Raw genomic sequence first — 22,826 nt, 5'->3', positions numbered from 1 at the left:
AAAGGGCATTACGATGGGCATCGACAAGGAAAGCGACATCGCCGCAAACCTTCAGATTGGTCCGACCAGCGCAGGAATGGTCCGGATCTATGTCGAGGCCGAAGGCGGCATTGAACTGCCCTTGGATTTTGACCCGGAAGAAGCCGAAGAAATTGCCGAGGAACTGCGCGCCGCTTCGGAAGCTGCCCGGGCGATGGGATCATCGAAGCCTAAGCCCAAGCGCTGATCTGCGCCGCGGGATCGCGCAACACCTGTAACCGGCTGGCGGCGTGGCGGGCGAATTTCTGCACCATCACCTTGCGCCGAGCCGCAGCCAGCGGCGTTTCAGGCGACATCCGGACAATTTCGGCGTCATAGGCATCGGCAAGAATTAGACCGTGCTCTTGGGGGAGAAGCTCGGTCGGGAAATCGGAATCGACAGCCCAGAAAAAGCGGTCGCTCCATTCCAGATAGCCCTGCCATTTCTGGTCTGACATGAAATCGGCGCGGCTGGATTTGCATTCGATGATCCAGACCTCTCCCTTTGGGCCAAGAGCCATCAGATCGACGCGCAGGCCTTGAGTTGGCACCAGTTCTTCGACCGTAACAAAATCCATCGACCGAAGCGCACGCGCGACGCCCCGCGCAAGACGCTGGCCGGGGGTAAGATTGGGCGTGAGATCGGGTGAAAGCTCCATTTCACAAATATGAACAAAAAGGAAACATTCGGCAAGAGAAACTGCTGTCTTGACGCAATCCCAGACAGAGGCCAATGATTTCGCATTTGGTTTCAGGAGCTTTGCATGCCGTCCAGTTGTCTTCGCACTCTGTTGTTTTCCCTCCCCCTTTGCCTGTCCTTCTCTGGGGCCTTGGCTGTTACCGTGGCCGATTGCACCTCTGCCGCTGGTTGCTCTTGCGCTCCCTCGCCCTTGACCGACGACGAACTTAGCGTGACCTTCGGGCTTGATACACCAGCGGATACGACGGGCTATGTCTTCGTGATCTTTGACGGGACCGGAACTTGGTCTCAGCTTTCGATCGAAGATATCGACATTACCGCAGGTGGCGACGGTTCCTGTGCAGGCCAATTGCAGCCCGAAGATGGGGTCTGGGCCTCTTCTTCCAAGGTCAACAGCGTCTCATGTGGCTCTGGCACGGCCATGATGCAACAGATCCTGACGGGCAACCTGAACCGCGAGAAACCAGCCCGTGTCACCTGGGGTGGCGTGTTTGACGGCGAAACCTTTCGAAAGGCATGGCTTGCGGCCAATCCGGACCCAGAGGCGTCGCACCCGACATGGACCCGTGTTTCGGAAATTGAAGTCACCAGCCGGGACAGTCTTGAAGGCCTGACCTCGTCCTCACGGATGGTTCTACTCTCTCCGAGGAGCTTTCGGATGGATTGGGATGTCGAAGGACGCAACGAAGAAGGCGTCTGTCGCTGGTCCGTCACCAGCATGGTTCGCAAGACGGGCGACTAAGCCCCTTGTCCCCTGCCCCTGCCGCGCCTATTTTGTGTGACGGCGGGTGCTGCTCTTTGCGTGTTGGGACACCTTTTCCAGTGGCCGATAAGCAAGCGAACGGGGGCTGGCTCTGGCAGGATCCTGGTCCTGCTACCTGGCGCCCACCTGAGACCTCTGGCTCTCGGGAAAACAATGTCGCCCACGATTGCTGCGGGCCCGCCACCCAAGACCACAAAAGACAAAAGCGCAGGTTCGCCTGCGCTTTGTTTTTTATGTGAATGAAGCCTGCGGGCTTGGACCGCCCAGACGGGCGAAAGCCTTAGCGCCGGATGTTGCGACGCATCGAATGCGCCGAGTGCTGTGCGACCTTGACCGGAACCAGATCACCATGTTGGCTCAGGCCGCCGCGCGGACCGTGATCGTCGTCTTCGGCCATCCGCATCACGGCAATGGCGAATTGAACGCCCGCAAAGACAACGCCCTGAAACATGAAAATCATCAGGGCGGCCAATGGGCCCATATCCGTTCCAAGGATCAGATGGCGCAGCCCTGCTACATCCAGCGCGACCAAGGCCACAACAAACGCCGCGGAAATCGCAAATCCGATGGCGACATTCACGATGTAAAGACGGACGAGCTTTGGCATGGCGATTCCCCTCTGCGTCACAAAAATGTAACGCAGTTGCAGCAAAGGAAAAGGCCCATTCTGCCGCAGCTGCAAAATCCCGCCATTTGCGGCTGAGATTTACTGAGAAATCCGGACGAAAACCATCCGCGGGCTTTTCGCATCACCAAGGATCAACGCTTCGTCCCTAGTTCGTTCTGCCCAGACGGTTTCAGAAAGGGCTGCAAAGAACTGGCTTTCCAGACCCAGATCAGGGCAGGCCATTTTGGTCGAGGCCACAGGGCCGATCACCAAAGCCGGCAGATCGCCCTCAACAGATGCGAAAAAGCTGTTGCACGGGCCTCGCCCCCGGATCAGCCCTCCCTGTGGAAGGGTCAGTTGCGCCTCGGCTGCAAAGGCCTTTCCATCGAGTTCGATCAGCTTCCAGAGGGTTTCGTCGGTCTGTGCAAAGCCAGAGACTGGCAAGTTGGCAAGGATAGCGACGACTAAGGCAACAGCGATTTTGCGGGACACAGACAACTCCTTTTCACACGATCATATCGCTATGACGCATCAAAAAGCAGAAGGCTTGGCCTCGCGCGCCATGTGATCAAGCACAGCGTTGACAAATTTCGATTCTTTGCCGCCCGGGAAGAACGCCTTGGCCACATCTACGAATTCGGTGATCGTGACTTTTGGCGGGGTATCCATCTGCGTCAGTTCAGCCCCGGCAGCGCGGAACAATGCGCGGATCACCGGATCAATCCGGTCAATCGGCCAGGCCGCAACCAAGGCCCGGTCCGTCATCTGGTCAATCAGGGCCTGATAGTTCACGGCATGATCGACAAGCGCCCGAAAATGCTCTGCATCCCCTTCGACAAATTCCCCGATCTCTTCGTAAGTAGCGCCAAAACGGTGCACTTCGAATTCGCGGCAGATCGCGTTGATCGTCTGCCCGGACGTTTCCATCTGAAACAGGGCCTGCACAGCGTAAAGCCGTGCGGCTGAGCGCATTTGTTTCTTTTCGTCGCGCGTGGGCTTACCCGAGGTCATGCCTTGAATCCGATTCCCTTGGTCTGGGCGGCCCATTTGCGCGAAAGCGCGATCAGGTGCAAGGCCGCAGCGGCTGCGCCGCCGCCCTTGTTCTGGCCATTCGGGTCGGCTCGGACTTCGGCTTGCTTGCGGTTTTCGACCGTCAGAATGCCATTGCCAATGCAGGCGCCTTGCAGCCCAAGGAGGGTGATCCCGCGCGAACTGTCGTTGCAGACCGTGTCGTAATGCGTGGTTTCCCCGCGGATGACACAGCCAATGGCGACATAGCCATCGTAATCAGCCAGCCGTTCGGCCATCGCAATGGCGGTGGGAACTTCCAAAGCGCCGGGCACTTCGATCAGGTCGACCTCGGCCCCGCAGGCCGCAGCCGTCGCCCGCGCGCCTGCCACCATATTGTCGGCGATGTCCTTGTAATAGGGGGCGACGACGATCAGCAATCTGACTGGCTTATCAAAGACCGGCAGAGGGAGCGTGTAATGTGTCTCAGCAGTGGCCATGGCTTACTCCGTGATGCGTCGCGTACCGGTGATCGACAGACCATAGGCATCAAGGCCCACGACCTTTGGCTTTGGCGAGTTGGTCAAAAGCACGAGCTCGTGCAGACCCAGAGACACGAGGATCTGGGCACCCAGACCGTATTGGCGAAGCGTCTGCGGCGACACATCGCTGTCATCGGCAAGTTTCATGTGCAGGTCGCGCAACAGAACCAGAACACCACGGCCTTCGCGCGCGATCAGTTTCATCGCATCGCCGAATTCCGCTGTTCGCCCGGTCGGGCCAAGGCCCACCACATCCATCAGCGGGTCAAGTGTGTGCATGCGCGTCAGAACTGGCCCCGGCGAGCTGATGTCGCCCTTGATCAGCACAACATGCTCGGCCCCTTCGGTCATGTCGGTGTAGATCCGCATTTGCCAATCACCGCCGAATTCCGAAGTAATGGTGCGTTCGGCCGTGACCTTGACCAGATTGTCGTGACGACGGCGATAGGCGATCAGGTCAGAAATCGTACCGATCTTCAGACCGTGCTTTTGGGCAAAGGAGATCAGGTCCGGCAGTCGGGCCATTGTTCCATCTTCATTCATGATCTCGCAGATCACGCCCGACGGGTTCAGACCCGCCAGACGGCTGACATCGACAGCAGCTTCGGTATGACCTGCACGGACCAGAACACCGCCGTCGCGCGCGCGCAGCGGGAACACATGGCCCGGCGTGGCGATATCGGCGCCGCCCTTCGTCGGATCAATCGCGACGCTGATGGTGCGGGCGCGGTCAGCGGCCGAAATACCCGTCGATACACCTTCACGCGCTTCAATCGACAGCGTGAAAGCAGTTTCGTGACGGCTGGAATTCTTGGGGCTCATCAAAGGCAGACCAAGCGCATCAATCCGTGCCGCAGGAAGCGCCAGACAAATCAGGCCGCGCCCGTGCATCGCCATGAAGTTCACCGCTTGCGGCGTGCACATCTGAGCCGGGATCACCAGATCCCCCTCGTTCTCCCGGTCTTCGTGATCGACCAGAATAAACATGCGCCCATTGCGGGCATCGTCGATGATTTCTTCGATCGAAGAAATGGCAGCAGAGTAGTCGGTCTTTGCGTCGGTCATGTGGGATTCCCGGCAGGCGTTCCTGTAAGCTCGGCGTGACCTCTAGCGCCTTGCGTGACCAAAAGCCAGATGCAAGGGCGGCACAGCAGATGTGCAGAGCGTCACGTCACTGGATTTTTCCTGAAAACAGGACAGCGGCTGCAAAAGGCAACCAATTTTCTTCAAAGAAAATTGCAAAATCCTTTTAAAGGATTTTGGCCTCTGCGCCGAAGTAGCGGTCAGCCGACAGATAGCCTGCCAAGCGGCCAGCCGCGCACCATTCGGCCTCTAGCGAATGATCTCCAACCAAGACAACCGTATCGCTGGGGCGCCGTCCGACGGCCTGACGCAAAGCTCTCCTCGCCTCAGCAAAGGAGGAGAGGTGGTTTGGTGCGGCAAAAACCTCGCTCAGAATGGGTGCAGCTAGGGCCAGATCAGCTGGTGTGAGGGGACGCGACGCCAGCCCGATGCAACCAGCCTGAATGGTCGAAAGCTTGGAGGCACGGTCAACCGGCAGGAGCTGCGCTTTGCGCAAGACGCGCAAGGCGTTGGAGGAAAAGAGAAAGGCCACGAGGTCATGGCCGGTGCTTGCGCGAATGCCGGCATAAGTCTTGTAGTCCAGACCAAGCTCGGCCGCCCGACGGACGCGCAAGCGCACCACTTCAATCGGCAGCGTCGGCAGCAGACGGGCCCGTGCCAATTTCCAGCAATGACTGCGCCAAGAAAGGCCGGTCATCTCGGGTCCGCCGTTATGCCCGATGCCTGCGCCAGTCATAGGTTCAGGCCCAATCCCGAAGCCGCGCCACATAGCGCGCCATCGTATCCACCTCGAGATTGGCCAGATCGCCTTCTTTCACCCCGCCCCATGTCGTCGCCTGCTGAGTGTGCGGGATGAAATTGATCCCGAAATCGCAGCCCTCGACTTCATTAACGGTCAAAGAGGTGCCGTTCAACGCAACGGACCCTTTCGGGGCAATGAATTTTGCCAAATCCGTCGGCGCACGGAAGGTGACCCTAAGGCTATCGCCCTCGGGCCGAACTTTGACCACGGTTGCAACCCCGTCGACATGGCCGGAAACGATATGGCCGCCCAATTCATCGCCCACTTTCAGCGCGCGTTCCAGATTGACCCGCTTGCCGGGCGTCCAAGTGGCAAGGTTGGTTTTCGAAACCGTTTCCGCCGAAATTTGAACGTCATACCAGTTTCTTGGCGCCGTTCCGGTCGCGATCACGGTCAGGCAAACGCCGTCGGACGCAATGGACGCCCCAATGTCGATCCCGGCCACGTCATAGTCCGTTCCGATCCGGGCGCGCAGGTCGCCTTTCTGTTCGGTTTCCAAGATTTCGCCGATGTCGGTGACGATGCCTGTAAACATTGGACCTCTCCTTTGGCCCAGAGGTAACTTGGCCTTCCCCATTACGCAAGATCACGCGGGATCTACGACAACTCCGCTTTGCTGCTTGCCCAAAAATCGCCGCGGTTTGGCTCTATTCTTTATCCCAACACAGCCTCACCATTGACGCCGGGACGGGCTGCCGGGAAAAGGCACTATGACGATCACTGGGAAGAACCGCCGTTTTCTGTTTCTGCAAGGGCCTCACGGGCCCTTCTTCCATCGTTTGGGCCTTATGCTGCAAACGGCGGAAGCAGAGGTCTGGCGCATCGGGTTTAACCGCGGGGATCGGGCGATGTGGCCCAGCGAGGAGACCTATCTGCCTTACAAGGGCAAACCCGAAGACTGGCCCGCCTATGTCAACGCCGTTTTCAACGAAAAGGCCATCACCGACCTCGTACTTTATGGCGACACAAGGCCGATCCATGCTCAGGCTGTTGCTGACGCGCGGGCTGCCGGGATTACGATCCATGTCTTTGAGGAAGGCTATCTCCGCCCACATTGGGTGACCTATGAACGGAACGGGTCTAATGGACATTCTCGGTTGATGAACATGTCCGTCAGCCAGATGCAGGCCGCGCTCGACAAGGCCGAGATTGACCAGCCTGAAGCCCCGGCCCGTTGGGGCGATATGCGCCAACACATCTTCTGGGGCGCGCTTTATCATTTCTTCGTCATGATCGGCTTTTGGGATTACCGCAATTTCCGCCCCCATCGCAAACTGACGGTCCGTCAGGAATTCCTGCTTTATATCAAGCGTCTGATGCTGCTGCCCTTCCACCGCTGGGAACGCATGATTGCCGAATTTCGCATTCGACACGGCGGCTTCCCCTATCATCTGGTCCTGCTGCAACTGGAACATGATGCCAGCTTTCAGATGCATTCACCCTTTTCCACGATGGGCGAATTCTTGGCCGTTGTGATGGAAGGCTTTGCCAAGGGCGCACCACCTCATCACCATCTGGTTTTCAAGGCCCATCCGCTGGAGGATGGCCGCGCCCCGATTTCCCGGGACATTCGCCGTCTTGCCCGCGAACATGGTGTCGAAGGCCGCGTTCACTTTGTCCGTGGCGGGAAGCTGGCCCAGCTTTTGAACCACGCCCGAAGCGCGGTAACCGTGAATTCGACCGCTGCGCAGCAGGTGCTTTGGCGCGGAATGGCCCTGAAATGTTTTGGCGCGGCGGTGTATGCAAAGCCGGAATTCGTCTCGGTTCAGCCTTTGACCGAATTCTTCGCGCGACCAAATCGCCCAGACAGCCGGGCTTATCGCGATTATCGCCACTACCTGCTGGAAACCAGCCAAATCACCGGCGGCTTCTACAGTTCGCGTGGTCGGCGCGAATTGCTACGACAGGTTGTAGATATGATGCTGGCCGCCGAAGACCCTTATGATGCTTTGGTCTCTGGAAACGCGGCACCTCGGCAACAGTTGCGCCTCGTAAACTGATCGCGTCACCCAAGACTGGCATTTTATTCCGCCTTTCTGTAGCCTTGCAGGCAAAACTTGAGGCAAATCCAGTCAAAGGAGCCCGAGCAGTGAAAGTGATGACTTCAAGGGCGGTGAAAGCCGCGGCCCTTGCCATGCTGCTTGTCAGCACGGCAGCCTGCGGCCTGCCCCGTTCAGGCCCGAACAAGGCCGAAATCTTCAAAGGATCCGTCCTTCGGGAAGGCGATGCGTTCATCGTCACCGTCAATCAGCGCGTTACTCGCGCCACCGCGGTTATTCCCGCGCTTGGTTTTTCTTCGGCCTTCCAGAACGCCGGCGTGATCGGGTCGGACACGATCTCGCCCGGCGATACGCTGGGGCTGACGATCTTTGAAAACGTTCGGGACGATCCGCTTTTGGGCAATACCGGCCAGCGTGTCTCGGCCCTGACCGAAGTGCAGGTCGATGGCCAAGGGTACATCTTTGTGCCCTATGCGGGCCGGATAAAGGCCGCAGGCCAGACACCTGACGGCCTGCGTCAGGCGATCACGCGCAAACTTGATGCTCAGACGCCCGATCCTCAGGTTTCGGTTCAGCGGCTGGCGGGGGACGGTTCTGCCGTTTCGGTTCAGGGGGCGGTTGGCGCGAATGGCGTCTATCCGATTGAACGCCCGACCCGAACGCTTTCGGCCATGATCGCCCGCGCAGGCGGCGTCGCGATTGAACCCGAGGTTGCGATCATCCGCGTGACGCGCGGCAAGCAAACCGGAAGCGTGTGGTTGCAGGATCTTTATGCAAATCCTTCGCTTGATGTAGCGCTTCGCCCCGGTGACAAGATCGTGGTCGAGCGCGACACCCGTGCCTTCGTGGCGCTTGGCGCAACCGGATCGCAGAACCGCGTTCCGTTCGAAACGCAAACCCTGTCAGCGATCGAGGCGATTGCCATTGTCGGCGGCCTGAATACCTCGCTTGCCGATCCCACCGGTGTCTTTGTGTTCCGCAATGAACCTGCGGAAATCGCGAATGCGGTGCTGGGCCGCAAAGATCTTCAGGGCGATCAGCGGATGGTCTATGTGCTGGATCTGACCCAACCCACTGGCATGTTTGAAGCGCGTGATTTCGTCGTGCGCGACGGCGACACTGTCTATGTCACGGAAGCGCCGTTCGTTCAGTGGCAAAAGACACTTTCGGCGATCACCGGAACCGTAGGCGCTGCCGACTCGGTGGCGACGGTCGGGACAGGCGGCTGACGCCAGATGGCTCCTTTGCCGGATGAAAAGGAAGAGGTCGCCGGGGTGATTCCCCGGCGGCTCTATTTCTACAACTTGGGTTTCTTACGCGATCGGCGCATTCGCCGCATTCTTGCGCTTGCCGGCCACGAATTGGCCCTTGGCCGCCCCGGACCGGACGACGGCGTGGTGGTCTGGGGCCGTAGCCCCTATGCCCATCGTGGCGAGACGATGGCATCCCGCCTTGGCGTACCGATAGTTCGTGTGGAAGATGCGTTTCTACGGTCGATCCGCCCCGGCAGGCAAGGGGACGCCCCGCTTGGGCTACTGATCGACCCGCTTGGCGTGCATTTCGACAGCTCTGCACCGTCTTGGCTAGAGCACATCCTGGCAACAGTTCCATTGGACGATTCGAACCTTTTGCAGCGTGCAAAGGCAGGAATTGCGCGCCTAAAGTCGGCAGACTTATCAAAATACAACATTCATGACAGCGACCTGCCTGTTCCGGATCCGGGCTATGTTCTGGTCGTCGACCAGACTGCCGGGGATGCCTCGATCAGACACGGTGGCGCAGCCGCCGCAACATTTGCCGAAATGTTGGTTGCAGCGCAGACCGAAAATCCCAATTCACGCATCATCATGAAGACGCATCCCGAAACGGCCTTAGGGCTTCGATCAGGCCATCTGCAGACTGCATTGAGCGATGCTCGCGTGTCCCTGATTTCTTCACCCGTTTCCCCATGGGCTTTGCTGGATGGCGCGATTTCGGTTTACACCGTGTCCTCGCAGTTGGGGTTTGAGGCCATTCTTGCCGGCCACAAGCCACATGTCTTTGGTCAACCGTTTTACGCCGGTTGGGGCCTAACCCATGATCGAAACCCAGTGCCTCGCAGAGGGCGCCGCCTGACCCGCGCCCAGCTTTTTGCTGGGGCAATGATCTTGGCCCCAACATGGTATGATCCATGCCGCGACAGACTATGCAGCTTTGAAGAGGCGCTTGACCAACTGGAAGCCGAAGTTCGGGCCTTTCGCGAGGATCGCAAGGGTCATGTAGCTGTTGGAATGCGCCTGTGGAAACGTGGGCGCCTACAAGCCATCTTCGGCAAGGTCAAACCGCTGCAATTTGTAAAGAACTCCGCAAAAGCTGTTGAAATTGCAGAGAGGTCCGGAAAGGGTATACTGCTTTGGGGCAGCCATTCCTTGCCCGACGTCCAGGCTGGTCTTGTCATCCGGCGCGTTGAAGATGGGTTTCTGCGGTCGCGCGGGCTGGGTGCGGAATTGGTGCCGCCTCTGTCTCTCGTCACCGATGACCAAGGCACCTATTACGACCCCACGCAGCCCAGCCGTCTGGAAAGCCTGCTGCTTTCGCCGATTTCAGACGAAGCGAAACGTCGCGCCGCGGCGCTGAAAGAACGCCTGATTTCCCTAGGGATCACCAAATACAATCTTGCCGGACACCAGCTTGATCTGCCGCCGGGCCGCAAGATCCTAGTGCCCGGACAGGTCGAGGACGATGCCTCGATCCTGAAAGCGACGGACGAAGTCGCAACGAACCTTGCCTTGGTGCAGGCCGCGCGTCTGGCCAATCAAGATGCAGTCATCATCTACAAACCTCATCCCGATGTCGAAGCCGGTTTGCGGCCGGGAAAGATTGAAAGAGCCGCGCTTGAAGGTCTGGCAGACGTGATTGCAGATCACGCTGACCCGCTTTCTCTGATCAATCAATGCGATGAGGTCTGGACGATGACCAGTCTTCTTGGCTTTGAAGCCCTGATCCGGGGCAAAAAAGTCACCTGCCTTGGCGCCCCCTTCTATGCGGGCTGGGGCTTGACGCAGGATCTTGGGCCGGTTCCCGGACGGCGCAGGCGGAGGGCAGATGGTTCTCCTCTGCCGCGCCCGGATCTGGACGCTTTGGTCTATGCCACACTGATCGCCTATCCGCGCTATTACGACCCCGTCAGCAACCGTCCCTGCCCGCCCGAAGTGGCCCTGGACCGGCTGGCCAAGGGCGAGATCCCGCATCCCGGCCCGCTGAACAGGGTGCTTTCTAAACTGCAGGGGCGTCTTGCAACCCACGCCCGGCTTTGGCGCTAGTAGATATATCGAATTTGATCCGTCCAGAACCGCTCCAACCGTTTCAGCGACCGGTTCACGTCCTCCATGCCGGCGGCATCTATGATGTTTTTTTTCATCAACACATCGACGTGGCGGGCAAACAGTTCGTTCAGCACCGAACGCACCGCCCTGCCCTTTTCCGTCAAACGAACCCTTACAGATCTGCGGTCAAGCTCTGATCGTTGATGGTGCATATAGCCCATATCGACCAGCTTTTTAAGGTTATAGCTGACATTCGACCCCTGATAGTAACCGCGCGATTTCAGTTCGCCCGCCGTCACCTCGTTATCGCCGATGTTGAACAGCAAAAGCGCCTGCACCGAATTGATTTCCAGAAGTGTCAGGCGCTCAAATTCGTCCTTGATCACGTCCAGAAGCAGACGATGCAGCCGTTCAACCATGGCAAGATTGTCAAGATAACCCGTAAGCAGCATCTGCGCCGTGCCGTCCAGAACCGGTGTAGAAACCGGGGTATGAAGCGTCATTGTTCCTCTCCACCAGTGTGACTGGCGAGGAGAATCGGCACAAACAGGAAACATTCGGTAAACTTGCGAAGAACTTTCGTCAGTTTCGCTTTAATCTCTCCCGCGCGAAATCTGCGATTTCGGTCAGGAAAGCCGCCAGATGGGGCGGGGCCGCGGCATTGCCAAGGATCCACGCCATCAGGTCTTGGTCATTCTCGGTCAGAAGCTGGTCATACAAATCCAGCCGCGCTTCAGAAAGGCCTGCCAAATGCGCGTCGGCCCAAGGCCCCAGCACCAAGTCCATTTCCTTGGTGCCGCGCCGCCAGGACCGCATCTTCATCCGTTTCAGGCGCGCCTCTGGCGTTTCCATGGGCTTATCCTTCTTTCCGAAGCAGTTTGCGAAGACGTTTTTCCATCTGGCCCATCTCATTCGACAAGGCAAGCATCTGGCTCCGCATACGGGAAATGTCCTTCAGTGCCATCTGTACGTCATCTGACAGCGGCGCAAACTCGGCAGGCCCATCCAAGCCTTCGCCTTCGCCGGTCAGCATCCAACGGATCGAGACATTCAGCATCCCCGCCATCATCTGCAAACGGTTTGCCCGCGGTTCAGAGGAATCGTCTTCCCAAGCCTTGATGGAGGTCAACCGAACACCCAGCCGCTTTGCCAGTTCTTCTTGCGTCAAACCTGCGGCTTCCCGGGCGGCGGCCAGCCTGTCGCCGAAAGTCGCCACGTCTTGTGCATACCAATCGCTGGAATCTGCCATCGGCTTCTCCTTTTCTTCGATAATGCTTGAACGCATTTCGGGCGGACCATAAGAGCTTGAGCCGGAAAAGACAAACCAGGAGCCCAAGATGCCCTTCCTGTCCGACACTCTGGCCCGCGTGAAACCCTCGCCGACCATCGCCGTCACCACCAAAGCCCAAGCATTGAAGGCCGAGGGAAAAGACGTGATCGGCCTTGGCGCGGGCGAGCCGGATTTTGACACGCCGCAGAACATCAAGGATGCGGCGGTGCGCGCGATTGCCAGCGGCAAGACCAAGTATACGGCAGTGGATGGCATCCCCGAACTCAAGGCCGCAATCTGCGGCAAGTTCCTGCGTGAAAACGGCCTGACCTATACGCCGAACCAGATCACCGTCGGCACGGGCGGCAAGCAGATCCTTTACAACGCGCTGATGGCGACCTGCAATCCGGGCGACGAAGTGATCATCCCAGCCCCTTATTGGGTCAGCTATCCCGATATGGTGCTGCTGGCCGGCGGAGCGCCCGTGCCGGTCGTGGCCGGGATCGAGACGAACTTCAAACTGACGCCAGAACAGCTTGAGGCCGCGATCACGCCCAAGACCAAGTGGTTCATCTTCAACAGCCCTTCGAACCCCACCGGGGCGGGCTATACTTGGGATGAGCTGCGCGGCCTCTGCGATGTGCTGATGCGCCACCCGCAGGTCTGGATCATGTCGGATGACATGTATGAACACCTCGTCTTTGGCGATTTCAAATTCTGCACCCCGGCGCAGGTCGAACCCGCGCTTTATGACCGTACACTGACCTGCAACGGCGTCTCCAAATCCTATGCCATGACCGGCTGGCGGATTGGCTATGCAGGCGGTCCTGTGGCACTGATCAAGGCGATGGGCACGATCCAGTCGCAATCCACCTCGAACCCTTGCTCGGTCAGCCAGTACGCGGCGCTTGAAGCCCTGACCGGCCCACAGGATTTTCTGGCCGAAAACCGCAAGCTGTTTGAACGCCGCCGCGATTTGGTGGTGTCCATGCTGAACGCAGCCGAAGGCGTCACCTGTCCCAACCCGGAAGGCGCCTTCTACGTCTATCCCGACATCTCGGGTTGCATCGGCAAGGCCACGCCCGGCGGCACCATCATCACCAATGACGAGGTGTTTGCGACCGCTTTGCTGGAAGAGACCGGTGTTGCCGTCGTCTTTGGTGCGGCTTTTGGCCTTTCCCCGAACTTCCGCGTAAGTTACGCAACGTCAGATGATGTGCTAAGAGAGGCCTGTAGCCGCATTCAGCGGTTCTGCAGTTCCTTGGCGTAAGGGTGACGAATGACAGGCGATCTACCTGATTTCTATTTTCGTATTCGCGAAAACGGCGCAGCCGTGTTCAAGGTCGATACCGAGAACCGGCAGCGGCGGATCGAAATGGAAGAGATCGCCATCGTCAACGTCAAGAACGGCAACATAAAGCCGCATGGCGATCGGAAACTTAGCCCGGAAGAGTTGGACGCCATCAACATATGGCTCAGCGAGCGGTTGGCCCTGCTCGCGGCACGGGATGTCGATGACATCCTTCGGGCTGTTGATCACATGAATCTGACAACGCAATGGGCACAGTCCAAGGCCACCGACGAGCAGTTGGAAAAGGTTACCGACCCTTTGCTTCTGGCCATGCATGATCTTCGCACAGTCCTGGTGCGCAAGAAGGCTGACCGTTTGATGAAAGCGGGCGACGAAGAGAGCGGCGGAAAGTAACCCCGCCGCCGATCAATGTCCGCCGATCAATCCTTGTGCTGTGGCATCTGACGGGACGGCGCAATATAGGGCTTGGTCACATCGTCCAATCGCAGGTCAAGCACCTCGACATCGACCGCAACTGCGCCATCCCCTGCCAGAACCAACATCACCGTTCCGGCCCCTTCGGTCGTTTCGGTGAAACTGATCGAGAGCAGCGACAGGACCAAGTCCTTGTCCCGGGGATAAACCCCTTGCGTCCGAACCTTCAGGACGTCGTCGATGACCAAAAGGCTGCGGACGCGTTCATAGGGGCGACCAGCGGCCTTGGACGCGGCCTCGTCTTCCCACCGAAAGCGATTCAGAAGAATGGCAAAGCGGCGCGCCTTGCGATCAAGCCGCATTTCGGTTGCCGGAAAAACGGCATCCTGAACCAGTGCCGACAGAACGGAAAGGTCGTCCGCCGATTGAGCTATCAGCCGCAGCGGCCCTTCATCGCCATCTTCAAAGCGCGCATCCGCCATCAGTTGCCCTTCACGCGTTCGATCTTGGCCCCGCAGGCCGACAGCTTTTCCTCAACCTTCTCGTAGCCGCGATCAAGGTGATAGACACGGTTCACCAAGGTCTCGCCTTCGGCCGCAAGGCCCGCAAGGATCAGGCTGACACTGGCCCGCAGGTCCGTTGCCATCACCGGCGCGCCGCGCAGCTTGTCCACGCCCGTCACCGTTGCATGACCGCCATGAACATCGATCTTTGCCCCCATGCGCATCAGTTCCGGCGCATGCATGAAGCGGTTTTCAAAGATTTTCTCTTCCAGAACGCTGGTGCCTTCGGCGGTGCACAGCAGGGCCATCATCTGCGCCTGAAGGTCGGTCGGGAAGCCCGGGAAAGGCTCGGTCGTGACATTGACCGCCTTGACGCGGCCATTCTTGCGGCTGACCTTCAGACCACGTTCGGTTTCCGTCACCGACACGCCCGCCTCATCCAGCTTTTCGGCGAAGGCCGCGACGAGATCCATCCGCCCGCCAAGGCATTCGACTTCACCACCGCAAATCGCCGGAACCAGCATATAGGTGCCCAACTCGATCCGGTCGGTCACGACGGGATGGGTCGCGCCATGCAGACGGTCCACGCCCTGAATGGTGATGGTCGAGGTGCCCTCGCCCTCGATCTCGGCGCCCATCTTGCGCAGGCAGTGGGCAAGATCGACAATCTCAGGCTCACGCGCGGCGTTGTTCAGAACCGTCGTTCCCTTGGCCAGCGTTGCCGCCATCAGCGCATTTTCCGTCGCCCCGACAGAGACAAAGGGGAAGTCAAACACTGCGCCCTTCAACCGGCCACCGGGGGCCTTGGCATGAACATAACCATCGCGCAGGTCCAGCTCGGCCCCCATCGCCTCCAGCGCCTTCAGGTGCAAATCCACCGGACGCGCGCCGATGGCACAGCCACCGGGCAGCGACACCACGGCGTGACCATCCCGCGCCAGCATCGGGCCAAGGACAAGGATCGACGCGCGCATCTTGCGAACGATGTCATAGTCGGCGGTGTGGTTGTCGATCGAATGGCTGGACATCGCCAGCACAAGTCCGTCTTGCAGGCTCGCAACCTCGGCCCCCAGAGACTGCAAAAGCTGGGTCATGGTGCGGATGTCCGACAGGCGCGGCGCATTGGTCAGCGTCAGCGGCTCTTCGCTTAAAAGCGTGGCCGGCATCAGCGTCAGACAGGCATTCTTTGCACCCGCGATCGGGATCACCCCGTTCAGCGCCCCGTTGCCCTTGACCAGAATCGAATCCATTGAACTGCCCTACTCTACATCTTGCGGGTCTTGGCCCGCCGCATTGCCCGAATCTATTCCAGACGCCACAGCCGCCCCCCGCGCCTTGGCCTGCGCCTTGCGGCGCGCCATATTGGCCTTCAGCGCGGCTTTCAAGCGATCTTCCCGCGTGGGCTTACGGGAATCGGAAGATTTGCCAGCTTTGGAAGGGGCTTTGTCCTGCGTCATAGGCGCCGTCATATCGCAGCTAGAGGATTGGGTCCAGAGAGAGCGAAAAAGGGGGTTGTGCTGCCCGACGTTTCCCTCTAATCAGCCGCCCATCGCACCGGCACACGGTGACCCGGCGCTGCAGTAGCTCAGTGGTAGAGCACTCCCTTGGTAAGGGAGAGGTCGAGAGTTCAATCCTCTCTTGCAGCACCATAAATATCAGCAACTTAGCAATCACGAACCAGCGCCTTTGAAGCCAGTTGTTCAAAAATGGTTCAATTCGGCTTTCAACTGCCACGAGCCTTCGAAGTCGCTCCAACCTCCTGAGCACGAAATGCGTATCCTCATGCGCCGCCCCGGCCATGGCATCGACGCGCTTGTTCCTGATTTCTGCAGCGAACATCGGACCGAACCTGTTCCACCCGTGCCGCATCGTCTCTCGGCTGAACTCGATGCCGCGCTCGTGCAAAAGATCCTCTACGTTGCGAAGCAACAACTGGAAGCGAATGTACAATTTCACCGCCAGGCGGATGATCTCGGGGCTCGTATTGAAATAGCGGAAAGGAGGGCGTTTGCCGATCCCGTGAGACTAGCCGGGCGATCTGTCCGGCGGAAAGCCAAGTTATCCTGATAACACCATACTCCGGCCCGATCGCAGTCCCGGGAACTCCCTTGCTGTTAAGTTCGGTCCAGAAGGGCCGCTATTGCATTTCCTGCAAAGTCTATGACCGCTTGGTCTTGGAACGCCCCGTGTACTACTTTTATTGGTGCTTGTGGGACCACGATCTCTTGCCAGGGCAAAAGCTCGGCCAACATCGCCGAGAGAATCTGTTTGAGATGGCCCTGGGCCCGTACCCCGCCGAGGGCGCCGCCGGAGGTGGTGATGACCAGGCAAGGTTTCGCTTTGAAAACTGAATTGTAGCCCGGTCGTGAGGCCCAATCGATGGCGTTCTTAAGCACACCGGGGATGGAGTAGTTATATTCCGGCGTAACGAAAACCACGCCATTTGCTGACTTGACCTGGGCCAGAAGGGTTGCGACCGCAGGGCCTCCGTCATGATCGGCATTGTAGTGCGGCAGCGACCCGATGTCGGCCGTCTCGGCAGTTACTCCATCGGGCAGGCGTGCGATCAGCGCATTCATCAGGGCGGTGGAAGAGGCCTCAGCACGAAGCGAGCCAGGGAAGAAGAGTAGCTGGGTCATCATCGGTCCTGATTAAATGCGGGCCAACCAAGTGGCGATGGCGGGAAAGAGGACAAGGATCACAAGCGCCGCGACCATCGCACCCACGAAAGGAAGTGCGCCGCGGAAGATGGTTCCGACCGGCAGGCCCGGGTCGTTGATCGCGGATTTGATGGTAAAAACTGAAAGGCCGAAAGGCGGGGTCAAAAGCCCGATCTCGACCGCGATGACGGTCATCACCCCGAACCAAATCATGTCGAAGCCTGCCGCCCTCGCGACGGGGATCGCAATGGGCAAAAGGATTAGCATGATCGAGATACTGTCGATGATGCAGCCCAGAAGAATGACCACCAGAAGGTAGATCACCAGAAAGCCCCATGGCCCGATCGGACCAGAGAGCAGCGTTTCGCCAAGCGCTGCGGGCAGGCCAGACATCGTAAGCATGCGCGAGAAGAAGCTGGCGGCCATAACAAGGAACAGGACCGATACGGTGATCTGTCCGGTTTCAACCAGGATCTGCCAAAGCCTGCCCTGACCCAGCGATCGGCGCAGCAAGGCGATGAAGAGGGCGCCAAGCGCCCCGGCGGCCCCTGCCTCGGTCGGGTTCAGAAAGCCGCCATAAAGGCCGCCGAGAACCATCCCCATGAGAGCCATGATCGGCAGCGCCTTGCGCGCGGTCTGGGCAGCTGTCAGGGTCGGCAGGTCGCTTTGGTCAGCCTCTAGTGTGAAGACTGCTGTGGGGCGAAGATGAGACATAAGAAAGATGGTCAGGACAAAAAGCCCCGATAGAAGGAGGCCCGGGCCGACGCCTGCCAGGAACATTCGGCCGACCGATTCCTCGGCTTGGACGGCGTAGACGATCATCAGAAGTGACGGCGGGATCAACATGCCGAGGACGGAGGAGCCCGCGACGACGCCGGTGGCAAAGCCTTTGTGGTATCCATGGCGTACCATTTCGGGCACGGCCACACGAGAGAAGACGCTGGCAGAAGCTATGGAAATGCCCGTGATCGAGGCGAAGACCGCGTTGGCGAAGACCGTGGCGATGCCCAAGCCCGCTCGGACACGGCGGAGCGCGGATTGAAAGACATCGAAGGTATCTTTGCCCACACCCGAGACGGTGACAAGGAGGCCCATCAGAACGAACAGCGGCACGACGGCAAAGAGATAATCCTGCAGACTATCGCGGGCGACCGAACCAGCCATGCGGAAGGCCACGCCTTCGTTGCGAATGAGGGAGACGCCGCTGAACGACACGGCAAGCATGGCAACGCCGATCGGCATGCCGACCAGTATCAGGACGAGCAGCACCACGACAGCGAAGATGCCGATTTCGATTCCTGTCATTCCAGCCCCCCGCCCGTGCGCGCCTGACCGCCGCGAATGGCCTGCCAGGACTGGTAAAGGAACTGCAGGACAGCGACCGCGAGACCAAGAACAATAGCGAGGCTGAAGGGCCAAGTGGGGAAAGTCAGCACGCCCTGGATGCCGATGTAGAGGTCGCCTCGGTAGTCCTTGGCAAGGGTCAGAAGACCGGCCCAGCAGATCAAACCAAGTAGCACGGCCCCGATCAGGTCATAGAGCGCGGAGAGCACTGCGGCGAACCGCGGCCTGAACAGCGCCAACGCGCCCAGCACCATATCAGTCCGCGCCAGCCGATTGGTGCGGATCGTGGTCGCGAGCGCCAAGTAAACGATAGTGACCAAAAGCGCGGCCCCAAGTTCTGAGACTAGGGGCAACGAGGCGCCCATGGTGTTGCGCGCAAAGGCATCGGCGCAGATGACGAGCATCAAGACAGCGATCAGCAGGGTGGAGACGGCCGCAAGACCGTCCCCCGCCCAGGCCAGCGCGCGCCCAACCGGTCCCGTCGTCCGGACCTCGTCGCCGAGGCTGGTCATGTTACTCGACCTTCCAGTCGCGGACCGGAGTTTCGCCGCGTCCCTTTAGGCCCGCCATGTAAGCGTTCAGCACGGTCGACCCAGGCAGGCCCTTAGCATCCATGTCACGGGCCCAGTTTCCGGCGAGGTCGGGAAGCGCGTTCACCCAAGCCTCGCGCTGATCCTGCGGCAGGTCCGCAACGGTGACCGGAGGGTCTTGCGTCGCCCCGGCCTCGACGATCTTCTGCATCACCGCGACGGGGCGTTCCAGAAGGTCCTTGCCGTGTGCTTCCGTGTAATAGGCCCCGGCCTTCTTCATTGCTTCCTGCACTTCGGCAGGCAGAGCGTCCCAGCTGTCTTTGTTGATCGCGATGGCCCCGGAAAAGGCGGTGCCCATCTGGACCTTGGTCACATACGGTGCAACTTCATAGATCTTGGCGGGAAACACCCCCAGCGCCAGCGAAAGCACACCATCGGACACTCCGGTCTGGATGTCGGTGTAATAGGTCGTCAGCGAGCCATCGACCGGATTGGCCCCAGTGCCCGAAAGCCAGGTGCCCAACACGCCCGGTGCGCTTATCTTCATGCCGTTGAGGTCGGCAACGCTTGCGATGGGTTTCTTGGCATAGAGGTCATAGCTGTCGGTCCCGGTCAGGCCGAGAACAACAATGTTGTGACCTTCCCATTCGGCCTTCAGCTCTGGCACCGTGTCGATCAGTTCCTGCATCACGGCAAGCTGGACAGGCGGATTGTTGGTGGCGAAGGGCGCGTAGCTGGACACCTGCGACAAGGGGAGTTCGGCACCTTCAAGAAGCGAGAAGACCCAACCGATATCGGTCACACCATCCTCGACCGAAGACAACGTCGCGTTGGCCTTGTAAAGCGCGCCGCCAAAAGCCTCGTTCCAAGTGATCTTGTAGTTCCCAGTTTCAGCCAAAAGACGATCAGTCTCGGCCATGAAATGGGTCTGCATCATGCCGACCCATGGAATCGCCGTCGGGTGGCTGGCTGCGATGGTCAGGTCTATGTTCTCCTGCGCGAAGGTCGCGCCAGGAATTAGCATGGCCGAGGCCAACAGGATGGCTTTCAGGTTCATTTCTGGTCTCCTCCCAGGTGGTGTATAAGCGGGTCAGCCTGCCTTACGCTGTTGCAGTTCTGCGCGGATGTTCTCTCCATGTTCATCCAGCATTGGCGGCGGCAGGACCTTGCGATTGATCTCGCCGTCAAAGGCGTAGGGGGCGCGGACGGTTGTGAAGCGGCCCATCAGGGCATGGTCGGCCGACACCTTGATGCCAAGATGCTCGGCCTGCGGGTCCTCCAGAGCCTCGTCGCTGTCGTAGGCCGGGGAATAGGGTACCTCCGCCGCCTCGAGCGCCGCGCACCAATGGTCGCGGGGTTTAGTCTTGAAGACCGGGGTCATGATCTGAATCAGGTCGTCCTGATGCTTGATCCGTTCAAGCCGTTCGGCAAAACGGGGGTCGCTGGCGAGGTGCTCCTGCCCGGTGGCCTCAAGAAATCCGCTCCAGAACTTGGGCGGGCTGGACATGTGGATCGCCACCCATTTTCCGTCAGAACATTCAAAGGTGTAGGACTGGCTGACCACGGGGCGCGAGAGTGGTCCCATCACCTCACCTACGCTGAAGTAGTGGGTGAAGCTGTCGAGGTTGAAGTGGCACATGGCCTCCAGCATAGAGATGTCGAGCCGTCGCCCCTGCCCTGTGATCCCGCGCTCTACCAGGGCCGCGAGGATGCCGGTGGCCGCATAGTGGCCAGTAACTGCATCCGCGATGGCGGGGCCGATCACGCGTGGACTCACAGGCGGCGTCATCAGACGTAGGAACCCGCTCGCCGCTTGCGCCACAGTATCATAGGTCGGACGGTCGCGGGCAGGGCCGGAGGTGCCGAAGCCAGAAATTGCGCAGTAGATGATCTTCGGGTTGATCTTGCGCAGGTCGGCCTCGCCCGCTCCCAGTTTCTCGGCCACACCGGGGCGGAAGTTCTGGATGAACACGTCCGCGCCTTCGATCAAGGCGTTGAATGTGGCAAGGTCGTTGGGTTTTTTCGTATCCAGCGCGATGGAGCGTTTGTTGCGGTTGTATGTCTGGAAATGTGGGCTGTAGAGCCCGCCCTTAAAGGCGCGAAACGGGTCGCCTTCGCCAGGACGTTCAACCTTGATAACATCGGCGCCAAGGTCGGCAAGCTGCATTGCGGCGGCGGGACCAGTGATGTAGGTCCCCATCTCAACCACGCGGATATTGCGCAAGGGCATCATTTCACAGGTTCTCCGTCATAGGCAATGGCGAGGTCGGCGTTGTGCGAGAGGATGAAGCCGATCGGGCGGCGACTTTCTTCGTAAAGATGCGCGGCCAAGCCACCGGCGCGGGCGAGAAGCGGGACGGCTTTCAGCGCCTCCAACGGCCAGCCGGCATCAAGAATGACGGCCGGGATCGCACCCGAGACATTGATCGGCAGCGGGCGGTTCATGATCTGGGGAGCGCGCTTGCCAAGGTGGCGCAGCGCCGCGACATGAGGGCCCGCGACGCCCAAATGGTCGGCGATCTCCAACAGCTTGTCGGCACGCGGGTCGCCCGAGGAATGCTGCGGATGGCCCAGACCGGGCACCTTCTTCCGCGCGGCCCTCAGCCCGTCCAGCGCCTTGATCGCTGCTGCTTCATCGCCACCTGCGGCGACAACCTCGGCCAGAAAGCGGCCGGCTATTTCCGATGATCCGGCGACGACCGTGCCCATGCCCAAAAGGCCGGCGGCCATTGCGCCCTGCCAGGCTTCGGGCGCGGCAGCCAATGTCATCCGCGCGGCTTGGACGGACGGCACGAGGCCATGTTCGGCGATGGCCACGAGACAGGCGTTCATCATCGCCTTCTGAGGCTCGGTCGGTCGGTGACCGCAAACCAGAAGCCAGAAGTAATCGGTGAAGTCGACCTTCCCGATCAGTTCGCCCACCAGATCATGCCCCCGCACGGTGATAGAATGCTCATCCGACGTCGCAATCGCCGTGAAGGCGTTGTCCTGCTTACCGATCCTCATGGCGCACCTTTTTTCGTATTGCGAAAATATTTTCTCTTGTCGAATAATATGGGCTGCATTAGCTTTGCGTCAACAGAGAAATCAAGAGAGGTCAGACATGCGCGACATCAACCAGTTCACGATTACCGAAGCGGTTAAGAAGTCGTTCAAGACCGAAGATGGTAGCCGGTTGAAGTTCCTGTTGGAGACCTTCATCCAGCACCTGCACGACTACACCCGCGAAGTGAACATGACGCATGAGGAATGGATGGGCATCCTCATGTTCTTGTATGATTGCGGAAAGATTTCCACGCCCGAGCGGCATGAGTTCATTCTGTTGTCGGACGTCCTGGGCTTCTCAGCGCTGGTCGACATGATCAACTCGCGTGGCGGGGCAACAGAGGGGTCGAACCTAGGGCCGTTCTACCTGGACGACGCGCCGCGCTTTGAACTGGGCGCGGACTTGGGCAAAGGGCGCGACGGGGCGGTGCTCCTTGTGCAAGGGCAGGTGCGCGATTCGCTGGGGAACCCGGTGCCGGGAGCGGTGATCGATACGTGGCAGGCCGACAGCGCAGGAACCTACCCGATCCAGGAGCAGGCGAGCGGTCAGGACAAATACGACCTGCGCGGCATCTTCACGGCAGATGAGAAGGGCAATTACTGGTACACAACCGTGCTGCCCAAGCCGTATACCGTGCCATATGACGGCCCGGTGGGGCAGCTTTTGCGGGCCGGGAACCGGCATGCTTGGCGCGCGTCGCACCTGCATTACATCATCCGGGCAGAAGGCTACCGTGCGATCACGACCGAGATATTCTTTGAAAACACCGATTACCTCGACAACGACGCGGTCTTTGGAGTGCGAAAGTCGCTGATCACCAAGATCGACTCGGTAAAGGCGGGCGATGTGCTGCCCCCGACCGAGAAAAAGCCAGACGCGAAGTGCCATTTCGACTTCGTCCTCGCGCCGGCAGGCTGAG

At 59.4% G+C, this 22,826-nt stretch carries 28 protein-coding genes, 1 tRNA gene and 1 pseudogene; 9 read left to right on the top strand and 21 right to left on the bottom strand.

Going from position 1 to position 22,826, the window contains the following annotated elements; all coding sequences use genetic code 11:
- The first annotated feature begins 13 nt into the window (after positions 1-13).
- The gene (locus ACSBLW_RS00620; RefSeq protein ID WP_435258321.1) at positions 14-226 is read left to right on the top strand and encodes a DUF6324 family protein; all 213 of its coding nucleotides are present in this window, start codon (positions 14-16) and stop codon (positions 224-226) included.
- Here the strand turns inward: ACSBLW_RS00620 and ACSBLW_RS00615 are convergent.
- Positions 210-677, bottom strand: coding sequence for an MmcB family DNA repair protein (locus ACSBLW_RS00615; RefSeq protein ID WP_435258320.1), 468 nt, complete (start codon positions 675-677; stop codon positions 210-212). The two genes, ACSBLW_RS00620 and ACSBLW_RS00615, sit on opposite strands and share 17 nt — an antisense overlap.
- 105 nt (positions 678-782) lie before the next feature.
- Between ACSBLW_RS00615 and ACSBLW_RS00610 the strand changes: the two genes are divergently transcribed.
- Positions 783-1,460 (top strand): hypothetical protein, encoded by a 678-nt coding sequence (locus tag ACSBLW_RS00610; RefSeq protein WP_435258319.1) that lies wholly within the window; start codon positions 783-785, stop codon positions 1,458-1,460.
- 301 nt (positions 1,461-1,761) lie between these two features.
- On the opposite strand, the gene ACSBLW_RS00605 is transcribed toward ACSBLW_RS00610, so the two are convergent.
- From ACSBLW_RS00605 to ACSBLW_RS00575, 7 genes are all read right to left on the bottom strand, one after another.
- On the bottom strand, positions 1,762-2,088 hold the full coding sequence (locus tag ACSBLW_RS00605; protein ID WP_435258318.1) for a hypothetical protein: 327 nt from the start codon (positions 2,086-2,088) through the stop codon (positions 1,762-1,764).
- Positions 2,089-2,187: 99 nt separating this feature from the next.
- Complete coding sequence (locus ACSBLW_RS00600; protein WP_435258317.1) at positions 2,188-2,580, bottom strand: META domain-containing protein; 393 nt, start codon at positions 2,578-2,580, stop codon at positions 2,188-2,190.
- A 39-nt stretch (positions 2,581-2,619) separates the two neighbouring features.
- Entirely contained in the window at positions 2,620-3,060 is a 441-nt protein-coding gene (gene nusB / locus ACSBLW_RS00595) for a transcription antitermination factor NusB (protein ID WP_435258316.1), read from the bottom strand.
- A 35-nt stretch (positions 3,061-3,095) separates the two neighbouring features.
- Positions 3,096-3,596, bottom strand: a complete 501-nt coding sequence (locus ACSBLW_RS00590; protein ID WP_435258315.1) for a 6,7-dimethyl-8-ribityllumazine synthase — start codon at positions 3,594-3,596, stop codon at positions 3,096-3,098.
- A gap of 3 nt (positions 3,597-3,599) precedes the next feature.
- A complete protein-coding gene (gene ribB / locus ACSBLW_RS00585; protein ID WP_435258314.1) occupies positions 3,600-4,703 on the bottom strand; it encodes a 3,4-dihydroxy-2-butanone-4-phosphate synthase in 1,104 nt (367 codons plus the stop codon).
- A 184-nt stretch (positions 4,704-4,887) separates the two neighbouring features.
- A complete protein-coding gene (locus ACSBLW_RS00580) occupies positions 4,888-5,418 on the bottom strand; it encodes a hypothetical protein (protein ID WP_435258313.1) in 531 nt (176 codons plus the stop codon).
- Positions 5,419-5,461: 43 nt separating this feature from the next.
- Complete coding sequence (locus tag ACSBLW_RS00575) at positions 5,462-6,058, bottom strand: riboflavin synthase (protein ID WP_435258312.1); 597 nt, start codon at positions 6,056-6,058, stop codon at positions 5,462-5,464.
- A 175-nt stretch (positions 6,059-6,233) separates the two neighbouring features.
- On the opposite strand from ACSBLW_RS00575, the gene ACSBLW_RS00570 reads away from it, so the two are divergent.
- The 3 genes from ACSBLW_RS00570 (at position 6,234) to ACSBLW_RS00560 (ending at position 10,825) form a co-directional block, all read left to right on the top strand.
- Complete coding sequence (locus ACSBLW_RS00570) at positions 6,234-7,523, top strand: capsule biosynthesis protein (RefSeq protein WP_435258311.1); 1,290 nt, start codon at positions 6,234-6,236, stop codon at positions 7,521-7,523.
- A gap of 98 nt (positions 7,524-7,621) precedes the next feature.
- Positions 7,622-8,752, top strand: a complete 1,131-nt coding sequence (locus ACSBLW_RS00565) for a polysaccharide biosynthesis/export family protein (protein WP_435259996.1) — start codon at positions 7,622-7,624, stop codon at positions 8,750-8,752.
- A 6-nt stretch (positions 8,753-8,758) separates the two neighbouring features.
- Positions 8,759-10,825, top strand: a complete 2,067-nt coding sequence (locus ACSBLW_RS00560) for a capsular polysaccharide biosynthesis protein (protein WP_435258310.1) — start codon at positions 8,759-8,761, stop codon at positions 10,823-10,825.
- Here ACSBLW_RS00560 and ACSBLW_RS00555 read toward each other — a convergent pair.
- From ACSBLW_RS00555 to ACSBLW_RS00545, 3 genes are all read right to left on the bottom strand, one after another.
- Complete coding sequence (locus tag ACSBLW_RS00555; RefSeq protein ID WP_435258309.1) at positions 10,822-11,331, bottom strand: MarR family winged helix-turn-helix transcriptional regulator; 510 nt, start codon at positions 11,329-11,331, stop codon at positions 10,822-10,824. The two genes, ACSBLW_RS00560 and ACSBLW_RS00555, sit on opposite strands and share 4 nt — an antisense overlap.
- Before the next feature lie 79 nt (positions 11,332-11,410).
- On the bottom strand, positions 11,411-11,680 hold the full coding sequence (locus tag ACSBLW_RS00550) for a succinate dehydrogenase assembly factor 2 (protein WP_435258308.1): 270 nt from the start codon (positions 11,678-11,680) through the stop codon (positions 11,411-11,413).
- A 4-nt stretch (positions 11,681-11,684) separates the two neighbouring features.
- Complete coding sequence (locus ACSBLW_RS00545; RefSeq protein WP_435258307.1) at positions 11,685-12,077, bottom strand: helix-turn-helix domain-containing protein; 393 nt, start codon at positions 12,075-12,077, stop codon at positions 11,685-11,687.
- An 88-nt stretch (positions 12,078-12,165) separates the two neighbouring features.
- On the opposite strand from ACSBLW_RS00545, the gene ACSBLW_RS00540 reads away from it, so the two are divergent.
- Both ACSBLW_RS00540 and ACSBLW_RS00535 read left to right on the top strand, forming a co-directional pair.
- Positions 12,166-13,368: a pyridoxal phosphate-dependent aminotransferase gene (locus tag ACSBLW_RS00540; RefSeq protein ID WP_435258306.1), complete on the top strand. Its 1,203-nt coding sequence runs from the start codon at positions 12,166-12,168 to the stop codon at positions 13,366-13,368.
- A gap of 9 nt (positions 13,369-13,377) precedes the next feature.
- A complete protein-coding gene (locus ACSBLW_RS00535; protein ID WP_435258305.1) occupies positions 13,378-13,803 on the top strand; it encodes a hypothetical protein in 426 nt (141 codons plus the stop codon).
- 26 nt (positions 13,804-13,829) lie between these two features.
- Here the strand turns inward: ACSBLW_RS00535 and ACSBLW_RS00530 are convergent, their stop codons facing one another.
- From ACSBLW_RS00530 to ACSBLW_RS00520, 3 genes are read right to left on the bottom strand one after another with little or no spacing between them, the layout of a single operon-like run.
- Positions 13,830-14,306, bottom strand: a complete 477-nt coding sequence (locus ACSBLW_RS00530; protein WP_435258304.1) for a DUF2948 family protein — start codon at positions 14,304-14,306, stop codon at positions 13,830-13,832.
- On the bottom strand, positions 14,306-15,577 hold the full coding sequence (murA, locus tag ACSBLW_RS00525) for a UDP-N-acetylglucosamine 1-carboxyvinyltransferase (RefSeq protein ID WP_435258303.1): 1,272 nt from the start codon (positions 15,575-15,577) through the stop codon (positions 14,306-14,308). The genes ACSBLW_RS00530 and murA overlap by 1 nt, the downstream gene beginning before the upstream one ends.
- Positions 15,578-15,586: 9 nt before the next feature.
- Entirely contained in the window at positions 15,587-15,784 is a 198-nt protein-coding gene (locus tag ACSBLW_RS00520; RefSeq protein WP_435258302.1) for a hypothetical protein, read from the bottom strand.
- A 117-nt stretch (positions 15,785-15,901) separates the two neighbouring features.
- On the opposite strand from ACSBLW_RS00520, the gene ACSBLW_RS00515 reads away from it, so the two are divergent.
- Positions 15,902-15,976, top strand: a tRNA-Thr gene (locus ACSBLW_RS00515).
- A gap of 121 nt (positions 15,977-16,097) precedes the next feature.
- Here ACSBLW_RS00515 and ACSBLW_RS00510 read toward each other — a convergent pair.
- From ACSBLW_RS00510 to ACSBLW_RS00480, 7 genes and pseudogenes are all read right to left on the bottom strand, one after another.
- Positions 16,098-16,343 (bottom strand): annotated as a pseudogene (locus ACSBLW_RS00510) (IS6 family transposase); the annotation flags it as partial.
- Between the two features lie 98 nt (positions 16,344-16,441).
- Positions 16,442-16,966 carry an NADPH-dependent FMN reductase gene (locus ACSBLW_RS00505; protein ID WP_435258301.1) on the bottom strand — a complete coding sequence of 175 codons (525 nt, stop codon included), beginning with the start codon at positions 16,964-16,966 and terminating at the stop codon, positions 16,442-16,444.
- Between the two features lie 12 nt (positions 16,967-16,978).
- Positions 16,979-18,292 carry a TRAP transporter large permease gene (locus ACSBLW_RS00500; RefSeq protein WP_435258300.1) on the bottom strand — a complete coding sequence of 438 codons (1,314 nt, stop codon included), beginning with the start codon at positions 18,290-18,292 and terminating at the stop codon, positions 16,979-16,981.
- Positions 18,289-18,843, bottom strand: coding sequence for a TRAP transporter small permease (locus ACSBLW_RS00495; RefSeq protein WP_435258299.1), 555 nt, complete (start codon positions 18,841-18,843; stop codon positions 18,289-18,291). Before ACSBLW_RS00495 ends, ACSBLW_RS00500 begins: the two co-directional genes overlap by 4 nt.
- Before the next feature lies 1 nt (position 18,844).
- A complete protein-coding gene (locus tag ACSBLW_RS00490) occupies positions 18,845-19,918 on the bottom strand; it encodes a C4-dicarboxylate TRAP transporter substrate-binding protein (RefSeq protein ID WP_435258298.1) in 1,074 nt (357 codons plus the stop codon).
- A gap of 33 nt (positions 19,919-19,951) precedes the next feature.
- Positions 19,952-21,094, bottom strand: coding sequence for a CaiB/BaiF CoA transferase family protein (locus tag ACSBLW_RS00485; protein WP_435258297.1), 1,143 nt, complete (start codon positions 21,092-21,094; stop codon positions 19,952-19,954).
- Positions 21,091-21,867 carry a citryl-CoA lyase gene (locus ACSBLW_RS00480; protein ID WP_435258296.1) on the bottom strand — a complete coding sequence of 259 codons (777 nt, stop codon included), beginning with the start codon at positions 21,865-21,867 and terminating at the stop codon, positions 21,091-21,093. The genes ACSBLW_RS00485 and ACSBLW_RS00480 overlap by 4 nt, the downstream gene beginning before the upstream one ends.
- 97 nt (positions 21,868-21,964) lie before the next feature.
- On the opposite strand from ACSBLW_RS00480, the gene ACSBLW_RS00475 reads away from it, so the two are divergent.
- Complete coding sequence (locus ACSBLW_RS00475; protein WP_435258295.1) at positions 21,965-22,825, top strand: dioxygenase; 861 nt, start codon at positions 21,965-21,967, stop codon at positions 22,823-22,825.
- Position 22,826 lies beyond the last annotated feature (1 nt).

Source organism: Thioclava sp. FR2, from assembly GCF_051200875.1.
Lineage (GTDB): Bacteria > Pseudomonadota > Alphaproteobacteria > Rhodobacterales > Rhodobacteraceae > Pseudotabrizicola.
The sequence above is the reverse complement of the archived record's forward strand: the minus strand, read 5'-3'. Positions and strand labels throughout refer to the sequence as shown.